This is a genomic window from Tsukamurella pseudospumae (assembly GCF_001575195.1).
Taxonomy (GTDB): domain Bacteria; phylum Actinomycetota; class Actinomycetes; order Mycobacteriales; family Mycobacteriaceae; genus Tsukamurella; species Tsukamurella pseudospumae.
This window is the reverse complement of the sequence record NZ_LSRF01000056.1, coordinates 457,267-470,402: the sequence shown is the minus strand read 5'-3', so window position 1 is coordinate 470,402 and position 13,136 is coordinate 457,267. Positions and strand designations below refer to the sequence as shown.

The 13,136-nt window shown below is 70.9% G+C and carries 13 protein-coding genes; all 13 read left to right on the top strand.

What is annotated here, in order from left to right:
* Positions 1–157 precede the first annotated feature (157 nt).
* The 13 genes from AXK60_RS16700 (at position 158) to AXK60_RS16640 (ending at position 13,124) form a co-directional block, all read left to right on the top strand.
* Complete coding sequence (locus AXK60_RS16700; RefSeq protein ID WP_068572728.1) at positions 158–1,375, top strand: acetyl-CoA C-acetyltransferase; 1,218 nt, start codon at positions 158–160, stop codon at positions 1,373–1,375.
* A 202-nt stretch (positions 1,376–1,577) separates the two neighbouring features.
* Positions 1,578–2,330 carry an SDR family oxidoreductase gene (locus tag AXK60_RS16695; RefSeq protein WP_068572726.1) on the top strand — a complete coding sequence of 251 codons (753 nt, stop codon included), beginning with the start codon at positions 1,578–1,580 and terminating at the stop codon, positions 2,328–2,330.
* Between the two features lie 2 nt (positions 2,331–2,332).
* The gene (locus AXK60_RS16690; protein WP_068572724.1) at positions 2,333–3,139 is read left to right on the top strand and encodes an SDR family NAD(P)-dependent oxidoreductase; all 807 of its coding nucleotides are present in this window, start codon (positions 2,333–2,335) and stop codon (positions 3,137–3,139) included.
* Positions 3,136–4,125 carry an NADPH:quinone oxidoreductase family protein gene (locus AXK60_RS16685; RefSeq protein ID WP_068572722.1) on the top strand — a complete coding sequence of 330 codons (990 nt, stop codon included), beginning with the start codon at positions 3,136–3,138 and terminating at the stop codon, positions 4,123–4,125. Before AXK60_RS16690 ends, AXK60_RS16685 begins: the two co-directional genes overlap by 4 nt.
* Positions 4,122–4,841 carry an HAD family hydrolase gene (locus AXK60_RS16680; RefSeq protein WP_068572720.1) on the top strand — a complete coding sequence of 240 codons (720 nt, stop codon included), beginning with the start codon at positions 4,122–4,124 and terminating at the stop codon, positions 4,839–4,841. Before AXK60_RS16685 ends, AXK60_RS16680 begins: the two co-directional genes overlap by 4 nt.
* Positions 4,838–5,590, top strand: coding sequence for an SDR family oxidoreductase (locus AXK60_RS16675; protein ID WP_068572718.1), 753 nt, complete (start codon positions 4,838–4,840; stop codon positions 5,588–5,590). Before AXK60_RS16680 ends, AXK60_RS16675 begins: the two co-directional genes overlap by 4 nt.
* Positions 5,591–5,602: 12 nt before the next feature.
* Positions 5,603–6,055, top strand: a complete 453-nt coding sequence (locus AXK60_RS16670) for a MaoC family dehydratase (RefSeq protein WP_068572716.1) — start codon at positions 5,603–5,605, stop codon at positions 6,053–6,055.
* A complete protein-coding gene (locus tag AXK60_RS16665; protein WP_068572714.1) occupies positions 6,055–7,071 on the top strand; it encodes a phosphotransferase family protein in 1,017 nt (338 codons plus the stop codon). The genes AXK60_RS16670 and AXK60_RS16665 overlap by 1 nt, the downstream gene beginning before the upstream one ends.
* Positions 7,072–7,073: 2 nt before the next feature.
* Positions 7,074–8,306: an acyl-CoA dehydrogenase family protein gene (locus tag AXK60_RS16660; protein ID WP_068572712.1), complete on the top strand. Its 1,233-nt coding sequence runs from the start codon at positions 7,074–7,076 to the stop codon at positions 8,304–8,306.
* The gene (locus AXK60_RS16655) at positions 8,303–9,490 is read left to right on the top strand and encodes an acyl-CoA dehydrogenase family protein (protein ID WP_068572710.1); all 1,188 of its coding nucleotides are present in this window, start codon (positions 8,303–8,305) and stop codon (positions 9,488–9,490) included. The genes AXK60_RS16660 and AXK60_RS16655 overlap by 4 nt, the downstream gene beginning before the upstream one ends.
* The gene (locus tag AXK60_RS16650; RefSeq protein WP_068572708.1) at positions 9,487–10,572 is read left to right on the top strand and encodes an acyl-CoA dehydrogenase family protein; all 1,086 of its coding nucleotides are present in this window, start codon (positions 9,487–9,489) and stop codon (positions 10,570–10,572) included. The genes AXK60_RS16655 and AXK60_RS16650 overlap by 4 nt, the downstream gene beginning before the upstream one ends.
* A gap of 49 nt (positions 10,573–10,621) precedes the next feature.
* Complete coding sequence (locus AXK60_RS16645) at positions 10,622–11,602, top strand: phosphotriesterase family protein (RefSeq protein ID WP_068572706.1); 981 nt, start codon at positions 10,622–10,624, stop codon at positions 11,600–11,602.
* A gap of 4 nt (positions 11,603–11,606) precedes the next feature.
* Entirely contained in the window at positions 11,607–13,124 is a 1,518-nt protein-coding gene (locus AXK60_RS16640; protein ID WP_068572704.1) for a long-chain-fatty-acid--CoA ligase, read from the top strand.
* Positions 13,125–13,136: the final 12 nt, after the last annotated feature.

The window sequence follows — 13,136 nt, the reverse complement described above, 5'->3', positions numbered from 1 at the left end:
TCTTCCCTTCCGGGTGTGCCACCGCGCGGCGGTCTGCCTATTGTGAACGGGACCACAGCGACGGGCGGATTGACGCTCGCGACGCAGTGGTGCAGAGTGGATGGTACACCGCTAAGCGAGCGCTTAGTTACTTATGGTTCGAACTCGGAGGTCTCACATGCCCGAAGCCGTCATCGTCTCCACCGCGCGGTCGCCCATCGGCCGCGCCGCGAAGGGCTCCCTGAAGGACGTTCGACCGGACGACCTGTCCGTCCAGATGGTGCGTGCCGCGCTGGCCAAGGTTCCGGAGCTGGACCCGCGCGACATCGACGACCTGATGTTCGGCTGCGGCCAGCCGGCGGGTGAGTCGGGCTTCAACATCGCCCGCGTGGTCGCCGTCGAGGCCGGGCTCGATCACCTGCCCGGCGTCACCGTCAACCGGTACTGCAGCTCGAGCCTGCAGACCACCCGGATGGCCTTCCACGCCATCAAGGCCGGCGAGGGTGACGTGTTCCTCTCGGGCGGCGTCGAGACCGTGAGCCGCTACATCAAGGGCAACGCCGACGGCCTGCCGGACACCAAGAACGCCCTGTTCGCGGACGCCGAGGCGCGTACCGCGACCTTCGCGGCGGGTGGCCAGACCTGGGTCGACCCGCGTGAGAACGGCCTCCTGCCCGATGTCTACATCGCCATGGGCCAGACCGCGGAGAACGTCGCGCAGTTCAAGAACGTCAGCCGGCAGGATCAGGACGAGTGGGGCGTGCGCAGCCAGAACCGCGCTGAGGCCGCCATCGCCTCGGGCTTCTGGGCCAAGGACATCACCCCGGTCACCCTCGCCGACGGCACCGTCGTCAGCAAGGACGACGGTCCGCGTGCGGGCGTCACCTACGAGGGCATCGCGGGGCTCAAGCCGGTCTTCCGCCCGGACGGCACCGTCACGGCCGGCAACTGCTGCCCGCTCAACGACGGGGCCGCCGCGGTCGTGATCATGTCGGACACCAAGGCCAAGGCGCTCGGCCTCACGCCGCTCGCGCGCATCGTCTCCACCGGCGTCACGGGCCTCTCGCCCGAGATCATGGGGCTGGGCCCCGTCGAGGCATCGAAGCAGGCGCTGCAGCGCGCGGGTCTGTCCATCGGCGACATCGACCTCATGGAGGTCAACGAGGCCTTCGCGGCACAGGTGATCCCGTCGGTCCGCGACCTCGGCATCGACGCCGACAAGGTGAACGTCAACGGCGGCGCCATCGCGATCGGCCACCCCTTCGGTATGACGGGCGCGCGGATCACCAGCACGCTCATCAACTCGCTGCAGTGGCACGACAAGCAGTTCGGCCTCGAGACGATGTGCGTCGGCGGCGGCCAGGGCATGGCGATGATCATCGAACGGCTCAGCTGATCCACTGCTGAATCGCCCCGGAGCGGCCCGCGCCTTCGCGCGGGCCGCTCCGTCGTTTCCGGGGGCCTGCGGCGAGCGTGTTCAGTACTGTGTGAGAAGAGTCACAGGGCTGCGTGCTCCGGAGGGGTCGTCTCCGCGCGAGGTGTGTCCTAAGCTACAAAATAAGCGAGCGCTTAGTCAGTTTGAACGGAAGGTGTGCAGCATGACCCGATTCGCCGGGAAGACCGCGATCGTCACGGGAGCCAGCCGGGGCATCGGCCTGGCCATCGCCCAGCGGCTGGTGGCCGACGGTGCGAAGGTCGTCATCACGGCCCGCAAGCAGGAGGCGCTCGACGCCGCCGTCGCGGAACTGGGCGGACCCGAGGTCGCGGTGGCCGTGGCGGGCTCGGGCGACGACGCGGAGCACCAGGACCAGGCGATCGCCACCGCGATCGAGACCTTCGGCAGCGCCGACTTCTTCGTCAACAACACCGGCATCAACCCGGTGTACGGCCCGCTGATGGACCTGGACACCGACGCGGCGCGCAAGATCTTCGAGGTCAATGTGCTCTCCACCCTGTCCTGGACCAAGAAGGTCCACGCCGCCTGGCAGAAGGAGCACGGCGGTGCGATCGTCAACGTCGGCTCGGTCGCCGGACTGCGCCCCGCGCCCGGCATCGCCTTCTACGGCGTCACCAAGGCCGCCGTCATCCACCTCACCGAGGAGCTCGCCGTCGAGCTCGGCCCGAACATCCGCGTCAACGCGGTCGCGCCGGCCGTCGTGAAGACCCGCTTCGCCACCGCGCTCTACGAGGGTCGCGAGGAGCAGGTCTCCGCGGCCTACCCGCTCAAGCGGCTCGGCGTTCCGGACGACATCGGCTCGGTCGTCGCGTTCCTGCTGTCCGACGATGCGGCCTGGATGACCGGCCAGACGCTCACCGTCGACGGCGGCGTCCTGCTCACCGGCGGGGTCTAGCCGTGCCCGCCTTCGATCCGAACGGCCGCGGCGTCGTCGTCACCGGGGCCGGTAACGGCATCGGCGCGGCGCTGGCCCGGGAACTGGGTGCCCGTGGGGCCCGCGTCGTCGTCTCCGATCTCGACGCCGACGGTGCCGCTCGCGTCGTCGCCGAGATCACCGCTGCGGGCGGCACCGCGGTCGCCGCGCCGGGCGACGCGGCCTCCGAGGAGGGCGTGACCGCGCTCGTCGAGGTCGCTCGCCGCGAGCTCGGCACGATCGACGCCTGGTACGCCAACGCCGGTGTCGACCGGGGCCGTGGCCTCGAGGCCCCCGAATCCGACTGGGACATCTCGCTGCAGGTCAATGTCATGGCGCACGTGCGAGCCGCGCGGCTGCTGGTCCCCGAGTGGGCTGCCAACGGCGGTGGTCGGTTCGTCGTCACCGCCTCGGCGGCGGGCCTGCTCACGATGATCGGTGCGCCCGCCTACTCGGTGACCAAGCACGCCGCGGTCGCGTTCGCAGAGTGGCTGTCGGTGACCTACCGGCATCGGGGCGTCGTGGTCCAGGCGATCTGCCCGCAGGGCGTGCAGACCCGGATGCTCGAACAGTCCGGCGACCTCGAGGAACTCCTGAGCCGTGACACGGCACTCACCCCCGAGCAGGTCGCGACGCAGGCCGTCGACGCGCTCGCCGGCGACGAGTTCCTGATCCTCCCGCACCCCGAGGTGGCGGGCTATTACGCGACCCGTGCGGGTGCCACCGACAAGTGGCTGCACGGAATGAACAAGCTCCAGCAGCGGCTGGAAGAGAAGGAGAGCACGCGATGAGGGCATGGCAGGTCCCCGAACTGGGCGAGCCGCTCGCGGTGCTGCGCGAGGTCGATATCCCGACGCCCGAGCCCGCCGCGGGCCAGGTCGTGGTGCGCACCCTCGCGACCGCGGCGAACTTCCCCGACGTGCTCATGTGCCGCGGCCTCTACCAGGTCAAGCCGGACCTCCCGTTCACACCGGGCGTCGAGCTGTGCGGTGAGATCACGGCGCTCGGCGAGGGCGTCGACGGCTTCGCCGTGGGTGACCGCGTGCTCGGCGGCGCGGCGCTCCCCGCCGGCGGATTCGCGGAGTACGCGGTGTTGAACGCCGCGCAGACCTTCGCGGCCCCGGCGTCGCTCGACGACGCGCAGGCGTCCTCGCTGTTCATCGGCTACCAGACCGGCTGGTTCGGCCTGCACCGCCGGGCGCACCTGCAGTCCGGTGAGACGCTGCTGGTGCACGCGGCGGCCGGTGGCGTCGGCAGCGCCGCGATCCAACTCGGCAAGGCGGCCGGCGCGAAGGTCATCGGCGTCGTCGGCGGTGAGGCGAAGGCGGAGGTGGCCCGCACGCTGGGCGCCGACGTCGTGATCGACCGGCACACCCAGGACTTCGTCGAGGTGGTCAAGGCCGAGACCGGCGGCCGCGGCGCCGACGTGATCTACGACCCGGTCGGCGGCGACACCTACCAGCGCTCCACCAAGTGCGTCGCCTTCGAGGGCCGGATCCTCATCATCGGTTTCGCCGGCGGCACCATCCAGGAGGCCGCGCTCAACCACGCCCTCATCAAGAACTACTCGATCGTGGGCCTGCACTGGGGCCTGTACAACGCGTACGACCCCGCCGCCATCCAGCAGTGCCACGCGGAGCTGACCGCGCTCGCGGACAAGGGCCTCGTCAATCCGTTGGTGAGCGAGCGGCTTTCGTTCGACGCGGTCCCGGACGGCCTCCAACGCCTCGCCGACGGCACCACCGTGGGCCGCGTCGTCTACCAGGCGGACCGGTGACGGCACCGTCGGGCGCGGCGGGCCGCGAGGTCGACGCCGCCGCGGGCCGCGAGGTCGATGCCGTGCTGTTCGACTACGGCGGCGTCCTCACCGAGCCGATGCGCCACAGCATCGAGGCGTGGATCGCGGACGAGGGCATCGACCCCGCGAGCTTCACCGCCACGCTCAAGTCGTGGCTCGGCCGCGACGCCGCCGCGGGCAGCCCGATCCACCGGCTTGAGACCGGGGAACTCCCCGAGGCCGCGTTCGACGCGGAGTTCGCCGCCGCGCTGCGCACGACCTCCGGCGCGCCGGTGCACCCCGAGGGCGTGCTGCGGCGGATGTTCGCGCGGATCCAGGAGGACCCGGCGATGTGGGAGCTCGCGGAGGACCTGCGCGCCGCGGGCGTGCCCGTCGCCATCGTCTCCAACAGCTGGGGCGGCGGGAACCTCTATCCCCGTGAGCGTCTCGCCGCGCTGTTCGCGCCGGTGATCATCTCGGAGGAGGTGGGGCTGCGCAAGCCCGACCCCGCGATCTTCACCCTCGCGCTGGAGCGCCTCGGCGTCCAGCCGGAGCGCGCGGCGTTCATCGACGACGCGACGCCCAACGTCGACGGTGCCGCCGCCCTCGGCATCCGCGCCGTGCACCACACCGATCCCGACACCACCCGGGCCGCGCTGGCCGACCTCGTCCCCGCGCTCGCCCGCCGCACGTCCCCACAGAAGGAGTTCTCATGACCCAGCGCATCGCCATCGTGACCGGAGCCGCTCGCGGCATCGGCGCCGAGGTCGCCGCCCGCCTCGCCTCCGACGGCCACGCCGTCGCCGTCCTCGACCTCGACGAGGCCGCCTGCCAGGAGGTCGCTGACCGGATCACCGCCGCCGGCGGCCGGGCGATCGGCGTGGGCGTCGACGTCTCCGACGAGGAGAAGGTGACCACCGCGGTCACCCGCGTCGCCGAGGAGCTGGGGCCGCCCACGATCCTGATCAACAACGCCGGCATCATCCGCGACAACCTGATCTTCAAGATGACCGTCTCCGACTGGGATTCGGTGATGGGCGTGCACCTGCGCGGCGCCTTCCTGATGTCGCGCGAGGTGCAGAAGTACCAGACCAAGGAGGGCTGGGGCCGCATCGTCAACCTGTCGTCGACCTCGGCGCTCGGCAACCGCGGCCAGGCCAACTACTCGGCCGCGAAGGCCGGCATGCAGGGCCTGACGAAGACCCTCGCCCTCGAGCTGGGCCGGTTCGGCGTCACCGCCAACGCGATCGCCCCGGGCTTCATCGCCACGGACATGACCGCCGCCACCGCGGAGCGCATGGGCGTCTCGTTCGAGGACTTCAAGACCGCTGCGGCCAAGGAGATCCCGGTGCAGCGCGTCGGCCTGCCCGCCGACATCGCCCACACCGCCAGCTTCTTCGCGAGCGAGGGTGCCGGCTTCGTCTCCGGCCAGGTGGTCTACGTCGCCGGCGGACCGAAGGACTAGGGGCACACCATCATGCGGGTACTCAACGGACTCGAGGAGCTGCAGGCGGCCGTCGGCGAGCACCTCGGCTACAGCGACTGGGTCGAGATCGACCAGAAACGCATCGACATGTTCGCCGAGGCGACCGGCGATCACCAGTGGATCCACGTCGACCCGGAGAAGGCGAAGGCCGGACCGTTCGGCACGACCATCGCCCACGGCTACCTCACCCTCTCGCTGATCCCCATGCTGACGTGGCAGATCTACACCGTCGAGGGCACGAAGATGGGGGTGAACTACGGCAGCAACAAGGTTCGCTTCCCCGCCCCGGTCCCCGTGGGCTCGCGCGTGCGCGCCGGCGTCGAGCTGCTGTCCGTCACGCCGGGCGGCGGCGGCCAGCAGGTGATCGCGAAGGTGACCATCGAGATCGAGGGAGGCGAGCGACCGGCGTGCGTCGGCGAGATCGTCTCCGTGGTGGTGTTCTGATGACCGAGCAGCACCCGGGCCTCGACCTCGACGTCCTCGGCACCTGGCTTCCGCAGCACGTGCAGGGCGCGGGCTCGGATCTGACGGCGGTCCTCATCGCGGGTGGCAAGTCCAATCTCACCTACCGCGTTTCCGACGGTGCCTCCTCCTGGATCCTGCGCCGCCCGCCGGTCGGCAAGCTACTGGCCACGGCACACGACATGGGTCGCGAGTACCGCATGATGTCGGCGCTCGGCGGTACCGCCGTGCCCGTGCCCGTGATGTATGCCTTCTGCGACGATCCCGAGGTGCTCGGGGCTCCGTTCTACCTCATGAGCGAGATCGACGGCGTGCCCTACCGGCGAGCGTCCGAGCTCGAGGCGCTGGGCGCCGACCGCACCCGCGCGATCTCCGAGCGGCTCGTCGACACCTTGATCGAGCTGCACCACGTCGACCCCGCGAGCGTCGGCCTCGCCGACTACGGCCGCCCTGAGGGCTTCCTCGGCCGGCAGGTCCAGCGGTGGCGCAAGCAGTTCGCCGCAGCGCACACCCGCGACCTGCCCAAGGTCGACGAGCTGTTCGCTGCGCTGGAGGCGCGGGTCCCCGCGGACGCCGCCCCCGGCATCGTGCACGGCGACTACCGGCTCGACAACGTGTTGGTGACCCCGCAGGACGAGCCCGGCGCCGTGGTCGACTGGGAGCTCGCGACCATCGGCGACTCGCTCACCGACCTCGCCCTGATGCTGGTCTACGGCCGGCTCGCGAAGATCTCGGCGGGCACCGTCAGCGATGTCTCGGAGGCCCCGGGCTTCCTCAGCGAGCAGCAGATCATCGACCGCTACGCCGCCGGGTCCAGCCGCGACCTCGGCGACCTCGGCTTCTACATCGCCCTCGCGAGCTTCAAGCTCGCGGGCATCGTCGAGGGCATCCACTACCGCTACGTCAACGGCCAGACCGTGGGCGCAGGCTTCGCCGAGGCCGGGCAGGCAGTGGACCCGCTGCTCGACGCCGGACTCGCCGCACTCAAGGAGAACTGACAATGGAATTCGCGTACGACGCCAAGACCACCGAGCTGATCGGGCGGGTCGACGACTTCATGGACAGCCACGTCTACCCGGCGGAGGAGACCTTCCACCGCGAGCTGGAAGAGCTGGACGACCGCTGGGCGTGGGACAGCGCCCCGGTGCTCGCCGAGCTGCGCGCCGAGGCCCGCAGCCGGGGTTTCTGGAACTTCTTCCTGCCCGGCGAGAACGGAGCGGGCCTGACCAACCTGCAGTACGCGCCGCTCGCCGAGATCACCGGCCGCAGCCTGCACCTCGCGCCCGCCGTGTTCAACTGCGCCGCGCCGGATACGGGGAACATGGAGGTGCTCAACGAGTTCGGCACCGCGGAGCAGAAGGAGCAATGGCTGAAGCCGCTCCTGAACGGGGACATCCGCTCCGCCTTCGCGATGACCGAGCCCGACGTCGCGAGCTCCGACGCCACCAACATCGGCCTGTCCATCGTCCGCGACGGCGACGACTACGTCATCAACGGCCGCAAGTGGTGGATCACGGGCGCGATGAACCCGAACTGCAAGATCTTCATCGTCATGGGCAAGACCGCCCCCGACGCCGAGCGCCACCGTCAGCAGTCGCAGATCCTCGTGCCGCGGGACACCCCTGGCCTCGAGGTGCTGCGCGGCATGCACGTCTTCGGCTACGACGACCACAGCCACGGGGGCCACGCCGAGCTGCGGTTCACCGACGTGCGCGTGCCCGCGAGCAACCTGATCGGCGAGGAGGGTGACGGCTTCGCCATCGCGCAGGCCCGCCTCGGGCCCGGCCGCATCCACCACTGCATGCGCTCGATCGGCGTGGCGGAGCGCGCGGTCGAGGCGATGTGCGACCGGGTCTCGGAGCGCACCGCCTTCGGCAAGCCGCTCTCGGAGCAGGGCGTGATCCGCGATTGGATCGCCGAGTCCCGCGTGCGGATCGAGCAGCTGCGCCTGCTCGTCCTCAAGACCGCGTGGCTGATGGACACCGTGGGCAACCGCGGCGCCCACACGGAGATCCAGGCGATCAAGATCGCGACGCCGCAGACCGTGCAGTGGATCCTGGACAAGGCCATCCAGGCGCACGGCGCCGGCGGCCTGTCGCAGGACTTCCCGCTCGCCGAGTACTACGCCGGCATCCGCACCCTCCGGTTCGCCGACGGGCCGGACGAGGTGCACAAGAACTCCCTCGCGCGCGCGGAGCTGAAGAAGCGCGCGGCGGCCCGGGCACAGCGGTGACGGTGCCGGGTCCGGAGGAGCTCGCCGGGCGGGTCGACGAGTTCCTCGCCGCGCATCCGCCGGCCGAGACCGACCCGCTGGAGTTCCTGCGGGCCCGGTACGACGCCGGTCTCGCGTGGGTCGCGTACCCGGAAGGCCGTGGCGGACTGGGGCTCTCGCGGGCCCTGCAGCAGGCGGTCGACGCGCGGTTCGCCGCCGCCGGCGCGCCCGACAACCGCAGTCACGTCAACGGGATCGGTCTCGGCATGGCCGCGCCCACGATCCTGTCCTTCGGCACGTCAGAGCAGATCGACCGCTTCCTGCGCCCGCTCTGGACGGGCGAGGAGATCTGGTGCCAGCTCTTCAGCGAGCCCGGCGCCGGTTCCGACCTCGCGGGCCTCGCGACCCGCGCGGTCCGCGACGGCGACGATTGGGTGGTCACGGGCCAGAAGGTCTGGACCTCGGGCGCGCACAACGCGCAGTGGGCGATCCTGGTCGCCCGCACCGATCCCGACCTGCCGAAGCACAAGGGCCTGACGTACTTCCTGTGCGACATGTCCGACCCGGGCATCGACGTGCGGCCGCTGCGGCAGATCACCGGCGAGGCCGAGTTCAACGAGGTCTTCCTCGAGGGCGTGCGGATCCCGGACGTCCATCGCCTCGGTGCGGTGGGTCAGGGCTGGCAGGTCGCGAACGCCACGCTCAACAACGAGCGGGTCGCGATCGGCGGCCGCGCCGCGCAGCGCGAGGACGGCATGATCGGCGTCGTCGCGAGGACCTGGCGCGAGCGTCCTGAGCTGCGCACGCCCGACCTGCACGACGACCTGCTCCGCCTGTGGGTGGACAGCGAGGTCGCTCGCGTCACGGCGCAGCGGCTGGGGCAGAAGCTCGCGTCCGGGCAACCCGGGCCGGAGGGCGCGGCGATGAAGCTGTCCTTCGCGCGGCTCAACCAGAAGCTGTCGGGGCTCGAACTGGAGCTGCTCGCCGAGGACGGCCTGCGGTACGCGGATTGGACGATGGTCCGCCCCGACCGGGTCGACTTCTACGGCCGCGACGCGGGGTACCGCTATCTGCGTGCCAAGGGCAACTCGATCGAGGGCGGGACCTCCGAGATCCTCAAGAACATCGTGGCGGAGCGCGTGCTGGGCCTGCCGCCGGAGCACCGGGTCGACAAGGACCTGCCGTGGAAGGACGTGCCCAAGTGAGCTTCACACCGCAGTTGTTGAACACCGACGTCGAGGACGACCTGCGGGCGGCGGTGCGCGACCTCCTCGGGCGGCGCACGGCACCGTCGGATCTCATCGCGGCCTACGACGGGACCCCGGCCCCCGGGATCGACGGCGAGCTCGCCGAGATGGGCGTCGCGGGCCTGCTGGTGCCCGAGGACCTGGGCGGCGCCGGGGCCGGTGCGGCCGTCGCCGGCGTCGTCGCGGAGGAGCTCGGGGCCGCCTGCGCGGCAACGGACTTCCTCACCTGCGCGGGCATCGCCACCGCGACGGCGCTGGCCGCCGGCGCCGGCGTTCTCGCCGAGACGCTCGCGTCGGGGAAGCGGTCCGCAGCACTCGTCGTGCCCTTCTCCGTGGACCCGCACGGGCCGGTTCCGACGGTCCCCGTCGTCGACGGTGCGCTGTCGGGCACCGTGCGATCCGTCGCCGGGGTGATCGGTACCGATGTCCTCCTCGTCCCGGGCTCCGACGGTGCGCTGTACGCCGTTCCGGCGTCCGACACCCGCATCGAGCCCGTCTCCTCCCTGGACATGACGCGGCAGGTCGCCGACGTCGTCCTCGACGGCGCGCGGGGCGACGTCCTCACGTCCGACGGTGCCGCCGCGATCCGCGCGGGCCTGCTCACCGGTGCGGCACTGCTCGCCGCCGAGCAGGCCGGTGTCGCGCGCTGGTGCGTGAGCACCACCGTCGCGTATCTCAAGGAACGCAGGCAGTTCGGCCGGATCGTCGGCGGCTTCCAGGCGCTCAAGCACCGGCTCGCCGAGCTGTACGCCGATGCGGAGTCCGCGTCCGCGGCGGCCCGTTCGGCCGTCGTCACGCTCGCGGAACTGGGGCCCGAGGATCCCGAGAGCGTCATCGCGGTCGCCGTGGCCGCCGCGTACTGCTCGGACCTCGCCGTGCGTGCGGCGGAGGAGGCGGTGCAACTGCACGGCGGCATCGGCATGACCTGGGAGGCGCCGGTGCACCTGTATCTCAAGCGCGCCAAGGCCGATCAGATCGGGCTGGGCACCGCCGGCCGGCATCGCGCCGCGCTCGCGGGCCTGATCGACCTGCCCGCCTGACCGAAACCCGCCCAGCCCCATCACGAGTCACCGTCGGAAAGTAGGAACCATGGGAGCCGTCCACACCGTCACCGGAGACATCGACGCAGCCGACCTCGGCGTCACGCTGATGCACGAGCACGTCTTCGTGCTCACCCCGGATATCCAGCAGAACTATCCGGAGGACTTCGGTGACGAGGACGCCCGCGCGGACGACGCGGTGGCGCAGCTGCAGAAGGCGTACGACGCCGGGGTGCGCACCATCGTCGATCCGACGGTGGTGGGCCTCGGCCGCTACATCCCGCGCATCCAGCGGATCGCGGAGCGGACGCCGGTCAAGATCGTCGCGGCCACCGGCGTCTACACCTACCGGGACGTGCCGCGGTACTTCATGTACCGCGGCCCGGCCCTGACGGCGATGACGGGCGTCGACTTCCCGGATCCCATGGCGGACATGTTCGTCCGCGACATCGAGCAGGGTATCGGCGAGACGGGCGTGAAGGCGGGCATGCTCAAGTGCGCCATCGACCATCACGGCCTCACCGAGGGGGTGGAACGGGTGATGCGCGCGGTGGCGAAGGCGCACACCGCCACCGGCGTCCCCATCACCGTGCACACCCACCCCGGCTCGGAGACCGGTCTGCTCGTCAAGCGGGTGATGTGCGACGAGGAGGGCGTGGATCCGGCGCGGATCGTCCTGGGGCACAGCGGCGATTCCACCGACGTCGACCACCTCTCGGCGCTCGCCGACGCCGGCTTCACGCTCGGCTTCGACCGGTTCGGCATCAACCTGGAGACGACCTTCGAGGCGCGCAACGACACCCTCATCGAGATGGTGCGCCGCGGCTACACCGAGAAGATCGTGCTCTCGCAGGACGCGTCCTGCTACATCGACTGGATCGACCCGAACGTCAAGGCGGGCATGCTCCAGTGGCACTACACGCACGTCTTCGAGGACGTCTTCCCGTACGTGCTCGAGCGCGGCGTGACGCAGGCGCAGATCGACACCATGCTGGTCGACGTCCCGCGTCGCGTGCTGGCGGGGGAGTAGGCGCATGTCGTTCAACCTGGCGGTCATGCTGCGGGAGTCGGCCTCCGCGACGCCCGACGCTCCGGCCCTGTACTTCGGCGACCGCGAGATCACCTACCGCGAGGTCGACGAGCAGTCGGGGCGGGTCGCCGCCTCGCTGCTGGAGCGCGGGCTCGCGCCGGGGGACAAGGTGGCCGTGCAGCTACCGAACCTCCCGGAGTTCGTGCTGGTCTACTTCGGCCTCCTCAAGGCCGGGCTGACGATGGTGCCGCTGAACCCCTTGTTCACCGCCCGCGAGGTGGCGTACCACGTGGGCGACAGCGACGCGAAGCTGCTCATCGCGTCCGACTTCTCCGCCGAGGCCGCGCTGGCGGGCGCCGCGGAGGCCTCGGTCGGCGACGTGGTGGTCGTCTCGCTGGGCGCACCGACACCGTCGGGCGCCGTGCCCTTCGCCGAGCTCCTGGCGGAGCCGGACACCGGGGAGATCCATCCCACGAGCTCGGACGACACCGCGGTCCTGCTCTACACCTCGGGGACCACGGGGCGCCCCAAGGGCGCCGAGCTGACCCACTTCGAGCTCTACATGAACTGCACCGTCGCGCCGCAACTGTTCGGTATGCGTGACGACGACGTCGCCCTCGGCGCGCTGCCGCTGTTCCACGTGTTCGGGCTGTCCAGCGTGCTCAACGCCGCTGTGCGGTGGGGTGGTTCGGTCGCGCTGGTGCCGCGGTTCGAGGCGGGCGCGGTGGTCGACGTGATCGAACGGCGTCGCGTCACAGTGCTGTCCGGCGTCCCGACGATGTACGTCGCGCTCCTCGGCGAGGACACCGCGGGCCGCGATCTGAGCAGTCTGCGCGCGGCCGTCTCCGGCGGCGCGTCGATCCCCGGCGGCGTGATCCGGGCCTTCGAGGAGAAGTTCCCGGGCCTGGCGATCCTGGAGGGCTACGGGCTCTCCGAGACCGCGTCCACGGCGACCTTCAACATCAGCGCGGAGCAGCGCAAGGTGCTCTCCATCGGCAAGCCCATCTGGGGAGTCGAGCTGCGGGCCGTCGATGCCGACGGTGCGGAACTCCCGCCCGGTGCCGACAACGTCGGCGAGATCGTGGTCCGCGGGCACAACGTGATGAAGGGCTACTACAAGCGGCCCGAGGCGACCGCCGAGGCGTTGCGGAACGGCTGGCTGCACACCGGAGACCTGGGCTATCGCGACGAGGACGGCTACTTCTTCATCGTCGACCGGCTCAAGGACCTGGTGATCCGCGGCGGCTACAACGTCTACCCGCGCGAGGTCGAGGAGGTGCTCTACAGCCCCCCCGATGTCGTCGAGGCCGCCGTCGTGGGGCGTCCCGACGACCGGCTGGGGGAGGAGGTCGTCGCCTTCGTCGTGCTCCGGCCGGGCGCGAGCGCCGACGCCGAGGCGCTGACGGACTTCAGCCGCGAGCGCCTGGCGGCGTACAAGTACCCGCGCGAGATCCATCTCCTCGCCGAGCTGCCCAAGGGCGGTACCGGCAAGATCCTCAAGCGGGAGCTGCGCACGCGCTAGAACCCGACCCCC